The following is a 20,216-nucleotide window of genomic DNA, read 5'->3' as shown; positions in this document are numbered from 1 at the left end:
AGGTTGGTTCCCGGTCGAACGTACTCGGGCCGGCACGTGGCCATCAGTGGATGAATGGAGTTGCACCATGCGGATCCTGCTAGTCGAAGACAACAACGACATTCTCGGCAACATGGTCGATTTCCTCGAACTCAAGGGTTACTCCGTCGACTGTGCACGGGATGGCCTCTCCGGACTGCACCTGGCCAGCACCGAGCACTACGACCTGGTCGTGCTCGACGTGATGTTGCCGGGGCTGGATGGTTACAACCTCTGCCGCCGCCTGCGTGAAGAGGCCCGGCGCGATACGCCGGTCATCATGCTCACCGCCCGTGATGCGCTGGATGATCGCCTGCAAGGCTTCAAATCCGGTGCCGACGACTACCTGCTCAAGCCTTTCGCCCTTTCCGAGCTGGCCGCTCGCATCGAGGCTGTGCTGCGTCGTTCCCAGGGAGGCGGCAAGCGCAGCCTGCAGGTGGGCGATCTCAGCTATGACCTGGACACGCTGGAGGTCAGCCGCGCAGGCAAGACACTGCGGCTCAATCCCATCGGCCTCAAGCTGCTTGCGGTGCTGATGCAGAAGAGCCCGCACCTGGTTCGCCGGGAGGCGCTGGAAGAGGCCCTGTGGGGCGATGACTGCCCTGACAGCGACAGCCTGCGTAGCCACATCCACCAGTTGCGCCAGGTGATCGACAAGCCCTTCGACAAACCCCTGCTGCACACCATGCATGGTCTGGGCTACCGCCTGGCGGAGTCCGCTGATGGAGTTTAAGCAGAGCCTCGCCCGACGGATTCTCATCGCCTTCGTGCTGATGACAACCCTGGTGGGGGGCACCTTCTCCGTCGGCATCATCGAAGTCGTGCACCTGATCGAAGAGCAACTGATTTCCCGCGACCTGAACAACGAACTCCGCCGTGTCCTCACCCAGAACGTCTTCCAGGGCAAACCGCCGGCCCTGGACAGTGATACCCGCTTCTACATCAGCGACAGCGCCAGTCCCTACGCGATTCCCGAGAACCTGGCCGGTCTGGAACTGGGATTCCACGAGGTCTTCGAGGGCGAGAGCTCCTACCACGCGCTGGTTCGCGAGATCGATGGCCGCCGCTATGTGATGCTGCAGGACCAGAGCGATTTCGAGGCCCGCGAACAGGTGCTCTACCGGGTGGTGATGGTGGGCTTCGTCCTCAGCGTGTTGCTGGCGCTGATGCTGGGCTGGGTGCTGGCGCGCAAGGTCATCGAACCCGTGGTGCGCCTGGCCGGACAAGTCCGTCATCGCGACCAATTGCTGGGCATGGCGCCTCCACTGGCGCCGGACTACGCCGCCGACGAAGTGGGGCAACTGGCCCAGGCCTTCGACGATACCCTCGGCCGGCTGCATGACGTGCTCAATCGCGAACGCCTGTTCACCAGCGATGTCAGCCACGAACTGCGCACCCCCCTGATGGTGCTGGCTACATCCTGTGAGCTGCTGGCGGAGAATCCCCACCTCGATGCGCGTGGTCGTGCCCATGTGCAGCGCATTGCCCGTGCTACCGAAGAAATGCGCGACCTGGTCCAGACGTTCCTGATGCTGGCACGCGCCCAACGCGACGAAACCAGCGGGGCGCCACAGGCGAGCCTGACCAGGGTTGCCGGCGATCTCGCCAACCAGTGGCGCGAAGCCATCGAGCAGAAGGGCCTGCGCTTCGAGTACCAGCCCGGTACACCCCAGGAGCGTCCCTATAACGCGTCCTTCCTGCGCTCGGTCCTCGGTAACCTGCTCCGTAACGCGCTGCACTACACCGACGCCGGCAGCATCCGACTGGTGCTGAAGGACGGTGGCTTCGTAGTGGAGGACAGCGGTGTCGGCATCCCCGAAGCGGAGCGCGAGGCCATGTTCCGTCCGTTCGTCCGAGGGCCGGCGAAGCGCGGCGATGGTCTCGGGTTGGGGCTTTCGCTGGTACAGCGGATCTGTGACAACCAGGGCTGGACCGTCAGCCTGAGCGCCGTTGAGCCCACCGGTTGCCGCTTCGAGGTGAATCTCGGCGGTCGACCCGATCTCGCCAATTGAGTTTTTTCTCACCCTTTGACCCTTCCCGAAGCAGCCGTTGCGGACGCAATAAGCCCGGCACCGACCGTCGAGCAAGCGGGCAGCCCTTCGCGACTTGTGGCAGTTTAGGCGCCACTCGTCGCTGAGCGCGGCGGGTTGGTTAGTGCTGATCTACGGTTATGAAGCAGCGTTTGGCAGCGCTATCAAGGGGTTGCGATCATGAAATTAGAAGTCACACGAGCTTTGTTTCTCGTCGGCGCTTTGGGGGTAGCCTCCCTGGCGGTGGCTGCCTGGCATGAGCCTTCGCCCTCCGTGGTCAGCGTCAACGGCCTCGGCTACTGCCCGTTACCGCCCAATGCGCGGTTGAAGGCGCAAGCGCAGCCGGACCAGAACCTGCTGCTGTTCATGTTCGGCCTGTCCCAGGGGCTGCGCGCCCAGGAGTGAGGTCCGGACCCACGGAAACCCCGCCAAGGCGGGGTTTTCTGTTTTTTGGGGTGAGCGGAATCGACTTTGTTCGTTGGGCTTCGCGTAGCTCAGCCGCAACCTACGAGAAGTCCGGCCCCGCAAAAGAAAAGCCCCGCAATTGCGGGGCTGTTCGTTATTCAGCGGCTGGTCGCCGGCTGGCCTTCGGGCTGCAGGTCCTTCTTCGCCAGCAACGTATAGACGCAGGGCAGAACGAAGAGGGTGAACAGTGTGCCGATGGACATGCCGGTGGCGATCACCAGGCCGATGTCGAAGCGGCTGACCGCTCCCGCACCCGTGGCGAGGATCAGCGGAACCATGCCGAACACCATTGCCGCGGTGGTCATCAGCACCGGACGCAGACGAATGGCGGCGGCTTCTTCGACCGCTTCACGGGCGGACAGACCCTTCTCGCGACGCAACTGGTTGGCGAACTCCACGATCAGGATGCCGTGCTTGCTGATCAGGCCGATCAGCGTAACCAGGCCCACCTGGGTGTAGATGTTCATGCTGGACACGCCCAGGAACAGCGGGATCAGCGCGCCGCAGATGGACAGCGGCACCGTGACCAGGATTACCAGCGGGTCGCGGAAGCTCTCGAACTGCGCAGCCAGCACCAGGAAGATGATCGCCAGGGCCAGTGCGAAGGTGACGTAGAGCGCACTGCCTTCCTGCACGTACTGGCGGGATGCGCCGGCATAGTCGAAGCCATAGCCGCGCGGCGCTTCTTCGCGAGCGATCTGCGAGACGGTGTCGATCGCTTCGCCCATGCTCACGGTCGGGAAGCCTTCGATGATGGCCGAGTTGAGCTGCTGGAACTGCTTCAGGCGGGTCGGCCGGGCGCTGTCATGCACGCTGATCAGGGTCGACAGGGGCACCATGGCGCCGCTTTCACTCTTCACGTAGTAGTTGCTCAGCCAGCCCGGATTGTCGCGGTAGGCGCGCTCCACTTGGGCGATGACCTTGTAGCTGCGGCCGTCGATGGTGAAGCGGTTGATCTCACCCTCGCCCAGCAGGATCGCCAGGGTCGAGCCCAGGTCCTCCATGGACACGCCCATCTGTGCAGCCTTCGCCCGGTCGATGTCCACCACCACTTCCGGCTTGTCGAACGCCAGGTCGACGTTGAGGAAGGCGAACTTGCCCGACTCCATGGCGCGCGCCTTGATCCGCTCAGTCACTTGCAGCAGCGACTCGTAGTCGTTCGGGGTGTTGATCACGAACTGGAACGGCAGGCCTTCGCCGGTGCCCGGCAGCGAGGGCAGGTTGAAGCCGAAGATCTGCAGGCCGGGGATCTGGTTCAGCTTGCCCTGGACTTCATGGAGCAGTTCCATCTGGGTGCGCTTGCGCTCGTCCCAGGGCTTGAGCAGGAAACCGCCGATGCCGGACTGCACGCCGTCGAAGCCGTTGATCTGGAACGAGGAGTAGTACTCGGGGAACTCCTTGAAAATCTTCACGAACGCCTCGGTGTAAGCGTTCAGATAGTCCAGGTTGGTCGGCTGCGGCGCCTTGGCCATGATGAAGACGATGCCCTGGTCCTCATCCGGGGCCAGTTCGCTTTTGGTGAACTTCAGCAGCACCGGGATCAGGCAAAGCACGATGACCGCGAACACCACGACTACCGGGCGGGTGTTCAGGGTGCCATGCAGGGCCTGCTGATAACGCCGCTTGAGACGGTCGAAGATCATGTCCAGCTTATGCGCCAGGCCCGACGGGTTCTCGTCGTGACGCAGCAGCTTGGAACACATCATCGGCGACAGCGTCAGGGCGACGATCCCGGAGATGATCACCGCGCCCGCAAGGGTCAGCGCGAATTCACGGAACAGCGCGCCAGTCAGGCCTTCGAGGAAACCGATGGGGGCGTAGACCGCGGCCAGGGTGATGGTCATGGATATGACCGGCACGGCGATCTCGCGGGCGCCCTCGATGGCCGCATCGAAAGGCGTCTTGCCCTCTTCGATATGCCGGTGGATGTTTTCCACCACCACGATGGCGTCGTCCACCACCAGGCCGATGGCGAGCACCATGGCCAGCAGTGTCAGCAGGTTGATCGAGTAACCCATCAACTGCATGAAGAAGAGCACGCCGATCATCGACAGCGGGATGGTGATCACCGGGATCAGCACCGAGCGGAAGGCGCCGAGGAACAGGAACACGACCACTATCACGATCAGCACCGCTTCGCCGAGGGTCTTCACCACTTCGTCGATGGAGGCCTGGATGAATCGGGTGGCGTCGTAGGCGATGGACACCTTGAGGTTCGGCGGCAACTGGGATTCAAGCTCCGGCATGATCGCGCGCACGTGCTTGATCACGTCCAGGGGGTTGGCGCTGGGGGTGCCCTTGATGCCGATGTAGACCGAGGGAATGCCGTCGAAGGAGCTGATGGAGTCGTAGTTTTCCGCGCCCATCTCCACCCGTGCCACGTCGCGCACCAGCACGCGGCTGTCACCCACGGTCTTCACCGGGATGGCGCCGAAGGCGTCGGGGGACTTGAGGTCGGTGGTGGCATTGATGCTGGTGACGACGTACTGGCCCTTCACCTCGCCGGCGGCGGAGAGGAAGTTGTACTTGCGCACCGCGTCATTGATGTCGTTGGCGGTGATGCCGTAGGCCGCCATCCGCACCGGGTCCAGCCACAGGCGCATGGCGAAGACCTGGTTGCCGAGGATTTCCGCCTCGGCCATGCCCGGCAGGGTGGCCAGCTTGGGCTGGATCACCCGCGACAGGTAGTCGGTGATTTGCGGATTGGACAGCTCGTCGCTGTAGAAGCTGATGTACATCAGCGCCGAGGCGTCGGCCGCTTCCTTGGACAGCACCGGGTCTTCCGCGTCCTGCGGCAGCTGGTTCTTCACCTCGTTGGCCTTGGCCAGCAGTTCGGTGAAGAGCCGGTCGGAGTTGGCACCGATGCGCGCGTAGATCTGGATGACCGAGGCGTTCTGCTGGCTCGCCGAGGTCATGTAGTCGATACCCTCGGCGCTGGCCAGGCTCTGCTGCAGCGGCTGGGTGATGTAGCCCTGGATGGTCTCGGCGTTGGCGCCGGGGTAGGCGGTGGTCACCGTAATCAGGGCGTTTTCCATCTGCGGGTACTGGCGGATCACCAGTTTGCTGAAGGCCTGGAAACCCAGGAGCACGATCAGCAGGCTGACGACGGTCGCCAGTACCGGGCGACGGATGAAAGGATCTGTGAAAGCCATGTTCCGTTCCTTCGCGCGCGTGTCGCTTATTGGGCGCGGGCTTGAGTGTCCGGTTTGCTGGACAGGGTCTGGTCGGGCGCGATGGCGACGTGGGAGCCGTTATCCAGCTTGAGCTGGCCGGAAGTCACCACCTGTTCGCCCGCCTGGAGGCCCTTGAGGACTACGACCTTGCCATCGCGGCGCTCGCCGGTTTCGACGAAGCGGCGTTCCACCACCAGCTGAGTCTCACCGTCCGGGCCTTTCTCGGGCTGGCCTTCGGCGTTCTTCTTCTCGTCGATCACATACACCGAGTTGCCGTAAAGGGTGTAGGTGATGGCGCTTTCCGAAACCACCACGCGCTCCTGGTCGCCCGGCAGCAGCACCTCGAGGTTGGCGAACATCCCCGGCAGCAGCTTGCCATCGGGGTTCGGCAGCATGGCGCGGACCTGCAGGTTACGAGTGGCTTCTTCGACCTTGGGGTTGAGCGCGGCGATGTCGCCCTCGAAGGATTCGCCCGGGAACGCGGCAACGCTGATGCGCACCTTCTGCCCAACCTTCAGCAGCGGAGCGGATTGCTCTGGCAGGAAGAAGTCGACGAACAGGGTATTCAGGTCCTGCAGGGTGGCGATGATGGTGCCCGAGGAGAGGAAATCACCGACGTCCACCTGGCGGATGCCGATGGTGCCGGCGAAGGGCGCGACGATGCGTTTCTTGTCCATCAGGGCTTTGAGCTGGGCAACCTTGCCAGTGGCGGCCTGGAGCTCCGAGGACAGGCGGTCGAATTCGCTCTTGGAGATGTTCTGCCGACTGACCAGGCTGCGACCACGCTCGAACTCGACGCGGGCCAGGGACAGTTCGGCTTCGGCGGTGGCCAGGCTGGCGCGTTCGACGTCGCTGTCCATCTGAATCAGCGGTTGGCCCAGCTTGATCTTCTCGCCGGAAAGGAAGAGCACGTCCTGGACAGTGCCGCTGGCTTCCACGGTGAGGTCGACGCCCTGGAACGCCTTCAGCGAACCGATGGCGGGCAGGCGGCTTTGCCAGGGCTGCTCGACGGCCTTCTCGGCGGAGACGCTGATGGGAGGCTGGGGCGCAGAAAACTGCTGGATCTGCTGGTAGATCGAGAAGCCTTTATAGGCAGCAAGGGCGACCACCACGAGGGCAACGACGCCCAGCATGATGAGCATGCGGCGGAGCAACATATTCCGGTTCCTTGGCAGGGAAGAGTGGCCTGGGAATAGGCGAGGGAAGCACCTTAGTACCAGAGTTAGACCAAGTCAAAGACAAGAAATTGCAGAACGTTGCGTTTCGGTATTTTGCGGTTTGTGCGCTGCGGAGATCGCTGAAGATCGAGTCAGATCGGTGAATTTGTTCGGGCAGGAATCCGACCTTTCTGATCGAGGGGACAAGAGGCGGCGGCACTTCCCTGTGCCTGCCGTCAGGTCAGGCGTGGAGACGCGCCGTGAGTTGGGTGAGGTCGCCGGAAAGACCTTGCAGGTGCTGGCTGGCGCCCTGGGTACGTTGCACGTTCTCGTCGTTGGTGGTGGCGATGGCGGTAATCTCGGTGAGGTTGCGCGAGATGTCCTCGGCCACCGAAGTCTGTTCTTCCGCCGCGGTGGCGATCTGACGGTTCATGTCGCGGATGGCTTCGACCGCATCGGTGATGCGTTGCAGCATGGCGCCGGCCTCGGTGACCTGGGCGACGCTCTCCTCGCTGCGGTTCTGGCCGTTCTCGATGGCGCGGACCGCGTTGAGGGCGCCAGTCTGCACCGTGTCGATGATCTGGTGGATTTCGGCGGTGGACTCGGCAGTTCGCTGCGCCAGGGTGCGTACCTCATCCGCCACTACCGCGAAGCCACGACCCTGGTCACCCGCGCGGGCGGCTTCGATGGCGGCGTTCAGGGCCAGCAGGTTGGTCTGCTCGGCAATGCCGCGGATCACTTCCAACACCTTGCCGATGCGGCCGCTGTCGCTTTCCAGGCGACGGATCACTTCGGCGGTGTTGGCGATCTCACTGCGCATGCCGGTGATGCTGTGGATAGTCGCCTGCATCACCGCGCCACCCTGCTGTGCCGAGTGGTCGGCCTGGTCGGCCGCACCTGCGGCTTCGGCGGCATGGCGCGCGACCTCCTGGGCCGTGGCAGACATCTCGTGCATGGCTGTGGCCACCTGGTCGGTGCGGGAGAACTGCTCGCGGGTGCCTTCGGCCATCAGGCTGGCGATGGCGCTAAGTTCGCCGCTGGCGTTGTCCAGTTGCGCGGTACTCTGCTTGAGGCGGTTGAAGGTGTCGGCGAGGAAGTCGCGCAGGGTGTTGGCGGCCACGGCCAGGCGACCCAGTTCGTCCTCGCGGCTGGTATCGACGCGTTGGCCGAAGTTGCCCTGGCTGAGTTGGGCGATGTGCTCGATCAGCGCGCTGATGGGCGCGATCAGGTTGCGGTTGAGCAGCCATAGGCTGAACAGGCCGATGCCGATGCTCGACAGCAGCATGACCGCCAGACCGATGTTCACGGTGCTGTCGGCGCGGGCGCTGATGGCGTCGGATTGCTGGCTGCCACGGGCATGCAGTTCGGCCACAAGGGCGCTCATCTGCTCGCTGGCGGCGCGGTCGATGCCCTTGACCGCAGTGTCGCCGGCTACCGGATCGGCGCCAGCCGCGATGAAGGCGTCACGGCCCTTGCGGTAGGCGATGCCGAGGTTGCGGTGCTCGTTGCGCAGGCTCTCCACCTTCGCCCGCAGTGCCCCGTCGTCGAGGTCGCGGGTCTTGTTCAGCAGCTTGCCGAGCACCGCCTGGACCTTGGCTTCCTGGCCTTCGAACTGGCTCCAGTATTTATTCAGGTTCTCCGGGTCCTTGCCGCGCAGCAGTACGTTCTTCCATTCCTGGACCTGCACCTTGAACTCGAGGTTGGCCTCATCCACCAGGCTTGAAGCTTCCAGCGTGCCGTCCACCAGCCCGCGATAGGACTGGATGCCGCCGGAGAGGAAGTGGAAACAGGCCAGGGCGATCAGCAGGAGCAGCAGCAGGCTGCCGCCGAGCAGGGTGAGGATCTGGCCGCGCAGGGAGCGTCGCAGAGACATGGTGTTGCGCCTCTTGGAAAAGGAAAGGAGATGTGGGCTCTCTACCAGACGAATGTTGCAGTTGTGCGATCGCCGGAAAGGCGTGTTGGGGCGTGTCGGGCAGGCATTCACTTAGTCGGCACGGCGAGGTGCCGCTGAAGGGCGCAGGCAGGGAATTTGTGGGGTACGGAAGTGCCAGTAAGCCAGGAATGGCGGGGCTTTGAAATGGGGACTCTGTAGGAGCGAGCTTGCTCGCGAAGAATGTGCTCGGACTGTTCGCGAGCAAGCTCGCTCCTACAGGTTATGGTTTGCGCCGGCCGATCAGGCCAGGTGCAGGTGGTTGTCCCAGAAACTGGCCGGCAGTTGCAGCGGCGCGACGGTGATCTGTTCGCTGCGGCAGTCGTAGACGCGGCAACGGCCCTGGCCAGAAGTGACGACGAAGCCATCCTTCACCGCGCCGACGCCGGCGCAATCCGGCAGCGGTGCGTCGAGGCGTACGGCTCCGCTGTCCAGGTCCCAGATGAAGAAACGGTTGCCTCGTGGTGCGGTGAGGGCGACCAGGCGCAGCTCGTCGTGGATGGCGACACTGGCGGTGTACTGGACCATCGCCAGGCGCTGTTCGTCCTCCAGCGGGAAGGGCTGGAAGGGCTGGCCGGGACGCTTGATGGCGACCAGATCGGCCCGATCGGTGGCATCGCCCATGTACTGCTGGCCGGCGACGATGGTGCCGTCGGCGCCAATGGCGAGGTGACGGACGCTGTTCATCTGTTGCGGCAGGGTTTCCTTCGACAGCAGGCTGCCGTCGCGACGCATCAGCACCAGGCTCGGCTCCATGGCGTCGAGGTTCATTTCCACGCGGCTTTCGGCCTCGGTGCGGATACCGCCGTTGGCCACCACCAGAGTTTCGCCGTCGGGCATCCAGGACACCTGGTGCGGGCCCAGGCCGTGGGTGGAAAGCTCCCCGTCGTGGATCAATTGACCGGACTGATAGCGGTAGCGGCCGAGCATGCCCCGGCCCGGATCGGTGGTGTCGTTTTCGGTGGCGTAGAGCCATTCGCCGTCGCGATGCCAGACGCCATGGCCATAGAAGTGGCGGTCCTTTTGCGAAGTCAGCGTCTGCAGCAGGCGGCCGTCGCGCAGATCCACCAGGTAGCTTTCGGTACCAGGGCGACGGGCCACGAAAAGCGCCACCGGTTCGCTGGGATGCTCGACGATGTCGTGGCACCGCTGGCCGACACGGGTGGCGAATACCTGCGTTCCGTCCAGGCGGTAGCCCACGGCGTAATGGTGGCCGTCGGCATCGTCGCGAGCGGAGAGCAGCAGGGGCGATTCGCCCTTGCGGCTCAGGGTCCAGCCGCCCAGGCCAACGGCACCGAGCAACAGGCTGGCGAGGGTGAGTACCTGACGGCGGAGCATCTCAGTCACCGTCGTTGGCGTTGAAGCCGAGTTGCACATTCAGGGCCTTGGCCAGTTCGCCGGAGTGCAGGCGCTGAACGCGGTCGAGGCTGTCGTAGAACTCGTTGAGCTGCTTGAGGCCGTCTTCGCTGGCCAGCAGTTCGCTGAGCGGCTGCTTGATGGCGCTCAGCTTGCCGCGAGCTTCGCTGTAGCCGGCGTCGATCTTCTCGGCCAGGGCTTTCTGGTCGTCGCCCAGCAGGCTGCGGATGCCGTGCTTGTCCTTGCCCAGCCACAGGGCCTCGGCGCTGGCCAGGCTGGCGCTCAGGCTTTCCAGGGAGGAGTCGCTGCGCCAGCCGTCAGCCTGCATCGGCTGCGGCAGGCTCTTGGTCTGGCGGCCCATGGGGGTGCCGAGTTTCTTCTTCAGGGTATCCAGGGCGGTGACCTGGACGCGCAGCAGCTCGGAGATGGCTTCGTGGGAGTCCGCATAGCGCTGGTTGGGGAACTTGCTCAACTGGTCGAGCATGCCGTCCTTGCTGTTCCAGCGGGTGAGGATTTCCTCGGCCAGGGACTTCTGGCGCTCACCGATGGCCTGCAGCAACGGGCAGTAGCGTGCCTTCTGGGCGCTGTCGGCCATGTCCAGGTTGCTGTCGAAGAGGATGTATTCGTAGGCGGACAGGCCCTGGACGACCACGCTGGCCTTGGCCAGGGAGGTGGCGTCGACGTTGGGCTGGGCCTTGACCAGTTGCTCCACCTGGCGACCGACCAGGTTCTTCTTGTCGGGCCAGAATTGCACCTGCCAGGCGCGGTTGCCTTCGGCCAGCGGCCCGACCATCAGCGGCTGCAGTTCAGCCCAGGCTTTCTGCGCTGCGAGGAAGTCGGCGCGGGCCTTGGCCAGGTCTTCCTTGCCGGAGCAGAAGGCCAGGGCGCTGGCAGCGAGCTGGCGGTCCGCTTCGACCCAACGGCTGTAGGTCGGCAGGATCACGTCCTTGGCCAGGGCAGAGGCGGTCTGCGCTTGCGGGTCCTGCGGGGCGCAGGCACCCAGGGCCAGGGCGGCGAGGCTGGTGAACAGCAGTTTGGGACGGAACATGCAGGGCTCCTTATAGGGAATTCAGGAAGGCCAGCAGCGCGGCACGCTGCTCGGCGTCGTATTTGAGGACCTTCTGCTTCGCCGCTTCCGCTTCGCCGCCGTGCCAGAGAACGGCCTCCAGCAGGTTGCGTGCGCGGCCGTCATGCAGGAACTGGGTATGGCCGCTCACGGTTTCGGTCAGCCCGATGCCCCAGAGCGGCGGCGTGCGCCAGTCGCGGCCGGTGGCCTGGAACTCGGCGCGGCCGTCGGCCAGGCCCTCGCCCATGTCGTGGAGCAGCAGGTCGCTGTAAGGGCGGATCACCTGGTTGGCCAGCTCGGGTTCGGCGGCATCGGCCGCAGTGGTGAAATTCGGGGTATGACAGGACTGGCAACCGGCCTGGTGGAACAGGCCCTTGCCTTCCAGCACCTTTGTGCTGTCCACGTCGCGGCGGGCCGGTACGGCCAGGTTGCGGGTGTAGAACAGTACGAGGGACAGGATGTTGTCGCTGACTTCCGGCTCGCCACCACTCACTGCGGCCTTGCAGGCGGTCTGTGTCGCCGTGCAGTCGTCCTTCGGCAGGGAAGTGGTGGTCAGGCCCATATCACCCGAGAAGGCGTGAAAATTCTGTTGATTCAGGTTCGGCTGTCCGGCCTTCCAGCCGAAGCGACCGATCACCGTTTTGCCGGCGACATCGTCCCAGACCTGGTTGGGGCGACCGCGGATGCCATCGCCGTTGGAGTCATCGGGGTCGGCATTGGCGAGTATCGCCGCTTCCGGAATCGCTTCCAGCAGGCCCAGGCCGATCATGGGCGGGGCGATGCGCGCGGAGAACAGCGTGTCGGGATGCATCGCGCCATAGCCGAGCTGGGAGATTTCCAGGCGGGGCTTGCGCAATTCCACCGTCGTGCCGTCGGCGAAGGTCACAGGCACGGGGTCATAGCTGACGCGTACCTTGCCCTCGGGCGCGACCCCGGGAATCGACACGTCCTGCAGTTGGCCACCGTAGACCGGCTCCGGCACCACGCCCAGGCGTTCGAGCTGCCGTGCGTGTTCGGCCGAGGCGTCAGCCGGGATCGACAGGCGTACCAGCATCGACACGGCATTGTTGGCGCCGGCGGCTGGCGGGTGGCCGCGGCCGTCCTTCACGTGGCAGTTCTGGCAGGCATTGGTATTGAGAAGCGGGCCGAGGCCATCACGCGCCGTGGTGGTGGCGGGGGCGATCACCCAGGGATTGCGAAAAAAGCTGTTGCCCACGCTGAAGTCCAGCCTGCGCGAAGGCGTCAGGTTGGCCGAGGGCATGGAAAAGGCGTTGTGGTCGAACTGGCGGACCGTCGCTGCGCCGCCGGGCAGGTGCTCGCCGGGCTCGGCCTGGGTGAACCTCGGCGCGTCGTCACAAGCACTGAGGCCAAGGGCCAGCAGCAGGGGCGACAGGCGGCGAAAGGCCGGTGGAGCGAGCATTGGCGGGGTCCGGTCGACAATAAACAGGCCGGCAAGCTTATCAGGACTGAGGGCTCTGAATAAGAGGGATTTGCGTTTGGCTTACATTCTGAAGCCAAAGCCTATGGGGGATTATTGTGGGGGCGAATTCATTCGCTAAGCAGGCCGAAGGCCTGCCCTAAGGTCCTATTGGGGGGCGCTGCGCGCACCTTAGCGAATGAATTCGCCCCCACAGAAAAAGCAGCCCACCAGCTGGAAACAAAAAAGCGGATGCGGCACTGGGCCGCATCCGCTTCTGGTTACCGCTGCGTCGATCAGAACTGGTGATCGGCGTTGTCCGGCTTCAGGTCGGTGATGCCGAGTTTGCCAGCGGCATCCTCGATGGCACCGGTCTGCTTGACCAGGGAGGCAATGGCGTCACGAACCAGTTGCTGGCCGGCGGTGTTGTCGGCGGCGATCAGTTGGTCGAAGTGCACGCCCTTGTTGGCGCTGTCCACCAGGGCTTGCAGCTTGCCTTCGGTGGCTTCCAGGTCGGCCTTCAGGGTGGTGTCGGTCTGGGCGTCAGCCTTGGCCACCAGGGAGGACAGGCTCGGACCGGTCAGGGTGGTGCCGTCGACCTTTTTGTACTCGCCCAGGTAGACGTTGCGGATGCCCTTGCCGTTGTAGAAGTGCGAGTTGTGGGTGTTGTCGCTGAAGCAGTCGTGCTCGTCTTCGGTGGAGTTGGCTTCCAGGGCGACCTTCATGCGCTCGCCAGCCAGTTCGCCGAGGGACAGGCTGCCCATGCCGAACAGCATTTTGCGCAGGCCGGCTTCGGCCGGTTCGGCTTCCAGCTTGGCGCGGTAGTTGTCGGCTACGCCCGACTTCCACTGGCCAACCATGAACTCGAGGTCGGAAACCAGCAGGTCGGTCGCGGCCTTCAGGTACTGGCGGCGACGCTCGTTGTGGCCGCCGGTGGCGCCTTCGCCGACCACGTAGTCGGTGGCGGGACGGTTGCCGGCGCCCGGGCCGCTACCGTTCAGGTCCTGGCCCCAGAGGAGGAATTCGATGGCGTGGTAGCCAGTGGCAACGTTGGCTTCGGAACCGCCCAGCTCGTTCAGGCTGGCCAGCTTCTCACCGGTGATTTCGGTGACGTCGAGCTTCTCTTCGCCGACCTGGATGGTGGTGTTGGCGATGATGTTGGCGGTGGCGCCGGGGTTGCCCAGGGCGTGCTGGTAGTCGCCAGCGACGTAGTCGATCAGGCCTTCATCCAGCGGCCAGGCGTTCAGCTGGCCTTCCCAGTCGTCGACCACCGGGTTGCCGAAGCGGAACACTTCGGTCTGCATGTACGGGACGCGAGCGGCCAGCCAGGCTTCACGGGCGGCCTTCAGGGTGTCGGCGTCAGGCTTGGCGAGGAAGGCGTCAACGGCCTTCTGCAGGTTCACGCCAGTGGCGTGCGCGTCGGTGAAGACGGCGAGGGCGAGGTCGGCATAGTGAGCAACGACTTTCTTGGCCTCGGCCTCGTCGACCTTGGCGGTTGCAGCCGGGGCGGCGGCAGTGGTGGCCGGTGCGGTGGCTTGCGGTGCTGCAGCTTCTTTCTTGTCGTCACCGCAACCGGCGAGGGCAATGGCGACGGCGAGCAGGCTGGCGGCAGCCAGGGGCTTACGAATCATGGGCGAGGTCCTTTGCTTCTGGGTGATGGCAATGTGAAGTTGCGCAAATGAAAACCGCAACATAATGCGAAAGATTTTCATTTTTGGAAAGGCTGTTCTCGGGCGTTTTGCAACAGCTGAGTACGAGGTCTCCGCATCCTTGGCCAAACGCCATTAGAATCGCCGCAGCCCCCATGACCCGCAGCCTGAAGGAGAAGCCTGCATGAGTCTGACCAGCGTCGCCCTGATCGTGGTCCTGCTACTTGTCGCCGCCTATGCGGTGATCCTCTACAACGCACTGGTGCGCCTCAAGCACGGTGTCGGCAAGGCCTGGTCGAACATCGAGGTGCTCCTCAAGCAGCGGCATGACGAACTGCCCAAGCTGGTGGAAACCTGCAAGCAGTACATGCAGCACGAGCGCACCACCTTGGAGCGCGTGATTGCGGCGCGCAATGCGGTGGCCAGTGCCCGCGAGAAGGGCGACATCGGTGCCCTCGGCCAGGCCGAGAGCGGCCTGCGTGCCGGCCTCGGGCAGCTCTTCGCCCTGGCGGAGAACTATCCGCAACTCAAAGCCAACGAGAGCTTCCAGTTCCTCCAGCAGCGCATCAGCGGCCTGGAGAACGGCATCGCCGATCGCCGCGAGCTGTATAACGAGGCGGTGAACCTGAACAACGTGCGCATCGAGCAATTCCCGGACGTGATCATCGCCGGCCTGTTCGGTTTCAAGGCCGCCGAGCTGTTGGAGTTCAGCGAGGCAGAGAAGGCCGACGTCGACCTCAAGAGCCTGTTCAGCTGATATGGCGGTGGACGTAGCCGGGCTGGCAATCAGCCTGGGATTCAGCCTGGGCGCCTTTGCCGGCGGCGGCTGGTGGTGCCTGCGCCGCCTGGCGCAGGCGCGGTTGCTGCTGGATACGCCGACCTCGAAGATCCGCTCCGCGGCCCAGGGCTACGTGGAGCTTTACGGCGTGCTCCATCCCAACGGCGACGGTCCATTGGTGGCGCCGCTGACGGGCAAGCCCTGCCTCTGGTGGCGCTACCGCATCGAGGAGTACAGCGAGAGCGGCAAGAGCAAAAGCTGGCGCGTGGTAGACAGCGGAGTCAGCGATGCCTGGCTGCGCCTGTCCGACTCCACGGGAGAATGCCTGATCGATCCTCGCGGTGCTGAAGTCCGCCCGTCCACCCGTGAGGTCTGGAAAGGCCATCAGCGTCATCCTCGGGGTGCAACGGTTTCCGGCGGCTTGAGTGGCTGGCTGTCTGGCGGCGAGTACCGCTACACCGAGGAGCGTCTGCATGCCGACCAGCCGCTGTATGCCATCGGCGATTTCCGTACCAGTGGCGGTGGTCGCCAAGGACTCGACCTGACGACCGCCCAGGGGGCGGTGATCCGCGAGTGGAAAGGCAATTTCACCGGCCTGCTGCAACGCTTCGACAGCAATGGCGATGGCCAGTTGGACGAGGCGGAGTGGGGGCGCGTGCGCCTGGCTGCCAAGCTCGAAGCCGAAGATCGCCATCGCCACACCAGCGCGGCGCCTGCCGTGAACCAGATGCGCCGTCCAGTGGAGTCGCAACCCTTCCTGCTCTCCAGTCACGGCGAGGATGTGCTCGCCCGGCAGTTCCGTTGGCAGGCGCTGTTCGGCGCGGTGCTTTGCGTCGGTGGTGCGGTGGCGACGGTCTATGTGCTGAGGGTTACTGGGCTCATGTGAGCCGCTGTCCACTCGATGGGTTTCGCTTCGCTCTACCGCATCCTACGAAAGCCATAAAGGCGCCGTCCGGTAGGCTGGGTAGAGCCCGCGAAACCCATCGTTATGCTAGAGCGTCGCCGGATTGGAAGCCGCGTTGGTCAGGCGCCGGGCCTGCTTGAGGTAGAGGGTGAGTTCGCGGGCGGACAGGGGTTTGCTGTAGAGGTAGCCCTGACCTTCGTTGCAGCCCTGGGCGATGATGTAGGCCTCCTGCTCGGCAGTCTCCACACCTTCCGCGATTACCTGCATGCCCAGGTTGCGCGCCAACTGGATGATGGCGCGGACGATGGTGGCGTCGTCTTCGTCTTCCAGTACGTCCTGCACGAAGCTCTTGTCGATCTTGATCTTGTCCAGCGGCAGGCTCTTCAGGTAGCTCAGGGACGAATAGCCGGTACCGAAGTCGTCGATCGCGATCAGCGCGCCGGAGCGCCGCAGGCTGAGCAGGTGCTGGGCGGCGGTGGAGATGTCTTCCATCAGGCCGGTTTCGGTGACTTCCATCTCCAGGCTGCGCTGCGGCAGGCGATAGACCTGCAACAGGTTGTTCACCACGCGCGGCAGTTCGGCGTGGTGCAGCTGCACGGTGGAGAGGTTGATGGCCATGCGCAGTTCGCTGAAACCCTGGTCGTGCCATTCGCGAAGCTGGCGGCAGGCCTGGTCCAGTACCCACTCGCCGATGGGAATGATCGAACCGTTCTGCTCGGCCAGCGGGATGAACAGGTCCGGCGGCACGAAACCGTGCTGCGGATGCTGCCAGCGCAGCAGGGCTTCGACGCCCACGACGCGGTGGTCGCGGTAGTCCACCTGGGGTTGGTAGACCAGGTGCATCTCGCCACGGTTGAGGGCTTCGCGCAGATCCTTCTCGAGTTCGCGGCGGCGGCGCATCTCGCTGTCGACGCTGGCGATGTAGAACTGGTAGCGGTTGCGCGAGCGGCTCTTGGCCAGGGTCATGGTCTGCTCGGCTTTCTGCAACAGCTTCTCGGTGCTGTCGCCATCCTCCGGGAAGAGGGTGATGCCGATGGTGGCACGCAGGCGAACTTCCTGCTGCTCCAGGGAGAAGGCCACTTCGAGGTCATCCAGTACGCTCTGGGCCAGTTCAGCGGCCTCGTAGGGCTGCTCGATGTCGGCCTGCACCAGCGCGAACTGGTCGCCACCCAGGCGCGCCAGGGCGCCGAGACGGCCGCTGTGGCCGCGCAGGCGGTCGGCCAGGGCGATCAGCAGTTGGTCGCCGGTCTGGTAGCTGAACTGTTCGTTGACGCCCTTGAAGTCGTCCAGGCCGACACAGAGCACCGCCACGCGGCGCTGCAGGCGGCCGGCGTCTTCGAGAATCTGGTCCAGTTGCTGTTGCAGTTGCTGGCGGTTGGGCAGGCCGGTGAGGAAGTCGTACTGGGCCATGCGCAGCAGGCTGTTCTCGGCTTCGCGGCGCAGGTGGGTGTTGCGTTCGATGGAGGCCAGCAGGTCGTTGGCGGTATTTATCCACAGGCCCAGTTCGTTCTTCTCGTTGCCCTTGAGCATGGGCAGCTTGTGTTCGCTGGGCCGGTCGGGATTGATGCTGGAGAGGTGCTCGATGATCTTCGACAGCGGCTTGGTCAGCAGCCAGTGGTACACGAGGTAGAGCACCAGGCCCATTGCCAGGGCGCGGAGCACGCCGGAGATGAAGATGATGACGGAGCTGGTGACGAAGTCTTCCCCGTAGGGGGCGGTATCGAGGGTGATGCTGAGGTCGCCGTAGTACTCGCTGTAGGGGCTGCGGCCGACCAGTTGGGTGGTGAAGGTTTGTTCCTTGCCAAGGATGGGGTCGGTCAGCCAGCGAGTCGACAGCTCCATCAGTGGCCGGTCCTTCTCCGCCAGCATCGGCTCGTTGGGATGGCCGATGGAGGCGTGGCGCACCGATTCATGCTGGAACAGGCCCTCGATCACCTGCATGCCCATCTCGCGATCCAGGCTGTAGACCGCCTGGGTCGAAGGATCGCGGAACATGCCAAGGATCCGGTTGGCGTCATTGGAAACTGCCTGCCGCGTCTTGTAGACATCGAACACGATCTGCGCGCAGCTCAGCACCACACCGACTACCAGTGCGGACAGCAGCACCACGCGCAGCAGCTTGAGTGACAAGCTGTGTTTGAGATCCAGCTTCAAATGGAAATTCCTTGTTCGATGCCGCCAGGCGTCAGACGGGTGTGAGTATTGGCAAACAGACCCTGGCCGTCAAAGGGCCAGTATGCGTATGCCACTATTCAATGCATCGATCCACTGCCGGGATCGCCGCTTCGATTCCCCCTCTCCTTTATGTCGGTGCGAACCGGTCCGACCTTGAGGGGGTGTCCGACAATTTTTCCCTTTTACCGCAACAAGACGACGAATGACGCGCAAAAATGAAGAAACCCGGCGAATGGCCGGGTTTCTCTTACCGCTGGAGCGGGTCTCAGGCAGCGTAGTTCTTGGCTACGAAGTCCCAGTTGACCAGGTTCCAGAAGGCCTCTACGTACTTCGGACGCAGGTTGCGGTAGTCGATGTAGTAGGCGTGTTCCCAGACGTCGCAGGTCAGCAGCGGGGTGTCGCCGCTGGTCAGCGGGCAGCCGGCGCCGATGGTGCTGGCCAGGGCCAGGGAACCGTCAGCCTTTTTCACCAGCCAGCCCCAGCCGGAGCCGAAGGTGCCGATGGAAGTCTTGGAGAACTCTTCCTTGAACTTGTCGAAGGAACCGAAAGCGGCGTTGATGGCGTCAGCCAGGGCGCCGGTGGGTTGGCCACCGCCGTTCGGGCTCAGGCAGTTCCAGTAGAAGGTGTGGTTCCAGATCTGGGCTGCGTTGTTGAAGATGCCGCCGGAAGAAGTCTTGATGATCTCTTCCAGGCTCTTGCCTTCGAACTCGGTGCCCGGAACCAGGTTGTTCAGGTTTACCACGTAGGCGTTGTGGTGCTTGCCGTGGTGGAATTCCAGGGTCTCGGCGGACAGGTGCGGCTCAAGGGCGTTCTTTTCGTAAGGCAGCGGCGGCAATTCGAAAGCCATGTCTATCTCCTTCATCATCAGGTCGGGATTTTTGCGCCAGGCGCGGGGCCGTTCACGGTCGGCCGAAACAGCGGCTGCGAGTTCGTACTCTTTTTTGCCGCGAAGTCCGGATCATAGCATCGGGCATGGGGCTTAACCACGCAGCAACTGTGTGGTTTAAGCCCTGCGGCCAGGGCTCTGGCGCGGTTATCTCATCTGGACCCGACGCACTCAGATTCCGTTCACCAATTGTGCCGCCATGCCAAACATCATCACCGCCACGGCCAGGTCGAGCAGACGCCAGGTGGTTGGACGTGCGAGCCAGGGTGCGAGCCAGGCGGCGCCGAGGGCGATGGCGAAGAACCACACCAGCGAGGCACTGGCAGCGCCCAGGGCATAGGCGCCGGGGACGGTTTGCTGGGCGCCGAGGGAGCCGATCAGCAGGACGGTGTCCAAGTAGACGTGGGGGTTGAGCAGGGTGACCGCCAGGGCCGCCAGCAGCACTGTACGGCGCGAACGCGGTCCGGTTTCGCCGGACTGGTCGAGGATGCCGGGCTTCACCGCGCGGCGCAGCGCCTGAACGCCATACCAGAGCAGGAAGGCCACGCCACCCCAGCGGGCGACGGCCAGCAGCACGGGGTTCTGCGCCAGCAGGGTGGCCAGGCCGAAGACGCCGGCGCTGACCAGCAACGCATCACAAAGCACGCAAAGGGCTGCCACGGGCAGGTGGTGTTCGCGGCGCAGGCTTTGGGCGAGGACGAAGGCGTTCTGTGCGCCGATGGCGATGATCAGGCCCGCAGCCACGAGTATTCCGTTCAGATAGCTCTGCCACATGGTGCTCACTCCGCCTGGGCGTTGGCCGCCAGGGCCCGCAGGGTAGAAACGGCGCGTTCGGCATCGGCGCTGGCGACGAACAGGTGATCGTGGAAATAGCCCGCCACCACGTTGCAGCTGATACCGGCCTGAGCCAGGGCGCCGGCGAAGGACGCGGTCAGGCCCACTGCGCTCAGGGAGGAATGCACTTCGAGGGTGATCCAGGCGGCGCTGTAGTCGTAGGTCAGGCCCAGGCGTTCGGCTTCGCTACGTTCCAGGATCACGGTCAGTCCTTCGCGCTCGCGGAAACTGCCGAGCGGCACGCTGCCTTGCAGGCGGGCGGCGTCGTCCAGGGCGCAGAACACGTACTGGCCGGGATTGAGGTGCGGCGACATGTTGCGGATCAGGGTGGAAAGTGCGGTTTCGCCGGCCATGGTGCTTCCTTCGCTACGACGTTTT

16 protein-coding genes and 1 pseudogene are annotated in these 20,216 nt (G+C 64.1%); 6 read left to right on the top strand and 11 right to left on the bottom strand.

Going from position 1 to position 20,216, the window contains the following annotated elements; all coding sequences use genetic code 11:
- Nucleotides 1-67: 67 nt before the first annotated feature.
- The 4 genes and pseudogenes from E8E95_RS21805 (at nucleotide 68) to E8E95_RS21790 (ending at nucleotide 2,453) form a co-directional block, all read left to right on the top strand.
- A complete protein-coding gene (locus E8E95_RS21805) occupies nucleotides 68-751 on the top strand; it encodes a response regulator transcription factor (protein WP_280353822.1) in 684 nt (227 codons plus the stop codon).
- Nucleotides 741-2,030: a HAMP domain-containing sensor histidine kinase gene (locus E8E95_RS21800; RefSeq protein ID WP_280353820.1), complete on the top strand. Its 1,290-nt coding sequence runs from the start codon at nucleotides 741-743 to the stop codon at nucleotides 2,028-2,030. Before E8E95_RS21805 ends, E8E95_RS21800 begins: the two co-directional genes overlap by 11 nt.
- A 55-nt stretch (nucleotides 2,031-2,085) precedes the next feature.
- A pseudogene (locus tag E8E95_RS21795) lies at nucleotides 2,086-2,232 on the top strand (InaA protein); the annotation flags it as partial.
- A complete protein-coding gene (locus E8E95_RS21790; protein WP_280353819.1) occupies nucleotides 2,229-2,453 on the top strand; it encodes a hypothetical protein in 225 nt (74 codons plus the stop codon). The pseudogene E8E95_RS21795 and the gene E8E95_RS21790, both read left to right, overlap by 4 nt.
- Nucleotides 2,454-2,611: 158 nt before the next feature.
- Here the strand turns inward: E8E95_RS21790 and E8E95_RS21785 are convergent, their stop codons facing one another.
- The 7 genes from E8E95_RS21785 to E8E95_RS21755 all read right to left on the bottom strand — a co-directional run bounded on the left by E8E95_RS21785 (nucleotide 2,612) and on the right by E8E95_RS21755 (nucleotide 14,243).
- On the bottom strand, nucleotides 2,612-5,665 hold the full coding sequence (locus E8E95_RS21785) for a multidrug efflux RND transporter permease subunit (RefSeq protein WP_280353818.1): 3,054 nt from the start codon (nucleotides 5,663-5,665) through the stop codon (nucleotides 2,612-2,614).
- A gap of 26 nt (nucleotides 5,666-5,691) precedes the next feature.
- A complete protein-coding gene (locus tag E8E95_RS21780) occupies nucleotides 5,692-6,843 on the bottom strand; it encodes an efflux RND transporter periplasmic adaptor subunit (RefSeq protein ID WP_280353817.1) in 1,152 nt (383 codons plus the stop codon).
- Between the two features lie 241 nt (nucleotides 6,844-7,084).
- Nucleotides 7,085-8,716: a methyl-accepting chemotaxis protein gene (locus tag E8E95_RS21775; RefSeq protein WP_280353815.1), complete on the bottom strand. Its 1,632-nt coding sequence runs from the start codon at nucleotides 8,714-8,716 to the stop codon at nucleotides 7,085-7,087.
- A gap of 300 nt (nucleotides 8,717-9,016) precedes the next feature.
- Entirely contained in the window at nucleotides 9,017-10,111 is a 1,095-nt protein-coding gene (locus tag E8E95_RS21770) for a DUF1513 domain-containing protein (protein WP_280353813.1), read from the bottom strand.
- Between the two features lies 1 nt (nucleotide 10,112).
- The gene (locus E8E95_RS21765; RefSeq protein ID WP_280353812.1) at nucleotides 10,113-11,177 is read right to left on the bottom strand and encodes an imelysin family protein; all 1,065 of its coding nucleotides are present in this window, start codon (nucleotides 11,175-11,177) and stop codon (nucleotides 10,113-10,115) included.
- A gap of 10 nt (nucleotides 11,178-11,187) precedes the next feature.
- A complete protein-coding gene (locus E8E95_RS21760; protein WP_280353811.1) occupies nucleotides 11,188-12,615 on the bottom strand; it encodes a di-heme oxidoredictase family protein in 1,428 nt (475 codons plus the stop codon).
- Between the two features lie 293 nt (nucleotides 12,616-12,908).
- Nucleotides 12,909-14,243: an imelysin family protein gene (locus E8E95_RS21755; protein WP_179060417.1), complete on the bottom strand. Its 1,335-nt coding sequence runs from the start codon at nucleotides 14,241-14,243 to the stop codon at nucleotides 12,909-12,911.
- Nucleotides 14,244-14,445: 202 nt separating this feature from the next.
- On the opposite strand from E8E95_RS21755, the gene E8E95_RS21750 reads away from it, so the two are divergent.
- The gene (locus E8E95_RS21750) at nucleotides 14,446-15,018 is read left to right on the top strand and encodes a LemA family protein (RefSeq protein WP_077526676.1); all 573 of its coding nucleotides are present in this window, start codon (nucleotides 14,446-14,448) and stop codon (nucleotides 15,016-15,018) included.
- Nucleotide 15,019: 1 nt separating this feature from the next.
- On the top strand, nucleotides 15,020-15,925 hold the full coding sequence (locus E8E95_RS21745; RefSeq protein WP_280353810.1) for a GIDE domain-containing protein: 906 nt from the start codon (nucleotides 15,020-15,022) through the stop codon (nucleotides 15,923-15,925).
- Nucleotides 15,926-16,030: 105 nt separating this feature from the next.
- On the opposite strand, the gene E8E95_RS21740 is transcribed toward E8E95_RS21745, so the two are convergent.
- The 4 genes from E8E95_RS21740 to E8E95_RS21725 all read right to left on the bottom strand — a co-directional run bounded on the left by E8E95_RS21740 (nucleotide 16,031) and on the right by E8E95_RS21725 (nucleotide 20,191).
- Entirely contained in the window at nucleotides 16,031-18,097 is a 2,067-nt protein-coding gene (locus E8E95_RS21740; protein ID WP_280353809.1) for a GGDEF domain-containing phosphodiesterase, read from the bottom strand.
- A gap of 286 nt (nucleotides 18,098-18,383) precedes the next feature.
- Nucleotides 18,384-18,965, bottom strand: a complete 582-nt coding sequence (gene sodB, locus E8E95_RS21735) for a superoxide dismutase [Fe] (RefSeq protein WP_077526681.1) — start codon at nucleotides 18,963-18,965, stop codon at nucleotides 18,384-18,386.
- Between the two features lie 210 nt (nucleotides 18,966-19,175).
- Complete coding sequence (locus tag E8E95_RS21730; protein ID WP_280353807.1) at nucleotides 19,176-19,778, bottom strand: LysE/ArgO family amino acid transporter; 603 nt, start codon at nucleotides 19,776-19,778, stop codon at nucleotides 19,176-19,178.
- Nucleotides 19,779-19,783: 5 nt separating this feature from the next.
- The gene (locus E8E95_RS21725) at nucleotides 19,784-20,191 is read right to left on the bottom strand and encodes an ACT domain-containing protein (RefSeq protein ID WP_280353805.1); all 408 of its coding nucleotides are present in this window, start codon (nucleotides 20,189-20,191) and stop codon (nucleotides 19,784-19,786) included.
- Nucleotides 20,192-20,216 lie beyond the last annotated feature (25 nt).

The organism is Pseudomonas sp. BN414 (assembly GCF_029871275.1).
Taxonomy (GTDB): Bacteria; Pseudomonadota; Gammaproteobacteria; order Pseudomonadales; family Pseudomonadaceae; genus Metapseudomonas; species Metapseudomonas resinovorans_C.
This window is presented reverse-complemented; position numbering and strand designations above follow the sequence as displayed.

Coding starts and splice junctions, on each gene's coding strand:
- E8E95_RS21805 (WP_280353822.1), top strand. CDS start 68: ATGCGGATCCTGCTAGTCGAAGACAACAACGACATTCTCGGCAACATG.
- E8E95_RS21800 (WP_280353820.1), top strand. CDS start 741: ATGGAGTTTAAGCAGAGCCTCGCCCGACGGATTCTCATCGCCTTCGTG.
- E8E95_RS21790 (WP_280353819.1), top strand. CDS start 2,229: ATGAAATTAGAAGTCACACGAGCTTTGTTTCTCGTCGGCGCTTTGGGG.
- E8E95_RS21785 (WP_280353818.1), bottom strand. CDS start 5,665: ATGGCTTTCACAGATCCTTTCATCCGTCGCCCGGTACTGGCGACCGTC.
- E8E95_RS21780 (WP_280353817.1), bottom strand. CDS start 6,843: ATGTTGCTCCGCCGCATGCTCATCATGCTGGGCGTCGTTGCCCTCGTG.
- E8E95_RS21775 (WP_280353815.1), bottom strand. CDS start 8,716: ATGTCTCTGCGACGCTCCCTGCGCGGCCAGATCCTCACCCTGCTCGGC.
- E8E95_RS21770 (WP_280353813.1), bottom strand. CDS start 10,111: ATGCTCCGCCGTCAGGTACTCACCCTCGCCAGCCTGTTGCTCGGTGCC.
- E8E95_RS21765 (WP_280353812.1), bottom strand. CDS start 11,177: ATGTTCCGTCCCAAACTGCTGTTCACCAGCCTCGCCGCCCTGGCCCTG.
- E8E95_RS21760 (WP_280353811.1), bottom strand. CDS start 12,615: ATGCTCGCTCCACCGGCCTTTCGCCGCCTGTCGCCCCTGCTGCTGGCC.
- E8E95_RS21755 (WP_179060417.1), bottom strand. CDS start 14,243: ATGATTCGTAAGCCCCTGGCTGCCGCCAGCCTGCTCGCCGTCGCCATT.
- E8E95_RS21750 (WP_077526676.1), top strand. CDS start 14,446: ATGAGTCTGACCAGCGTCGCCCTGATCGTGGTCCTGCTACTTGTCGCC.
- E8E95_RS21745 (WP_280353810.1), top strand. CDS start 15,020: ATGGCGGTGGACGTAGCCGGGCTGGCAATCAGCCTGGGATTCAGCCTG.
- sodB (WP_077526681.1), bottom strand. CDS start 18,965: ATGGCTTTCGAATTGCCGCCGCTGCCTTACGAAAAGAACGCCCTTGAG.
- E8E95_RS21730 (WP_280353807.1), bottom strand. CDS start 19,778: ATGTGGCAGAGCTATCTGAACGGAATACTCGTGGCTGCGGGCCTGATC.
- E8E95_RS21725 (WP_280353805.1), bottom strand. CDS start 20,191: ATGGCCGGCGAAACCGCACTTTCCACCCTGATCCGCAACATGTCGCCG.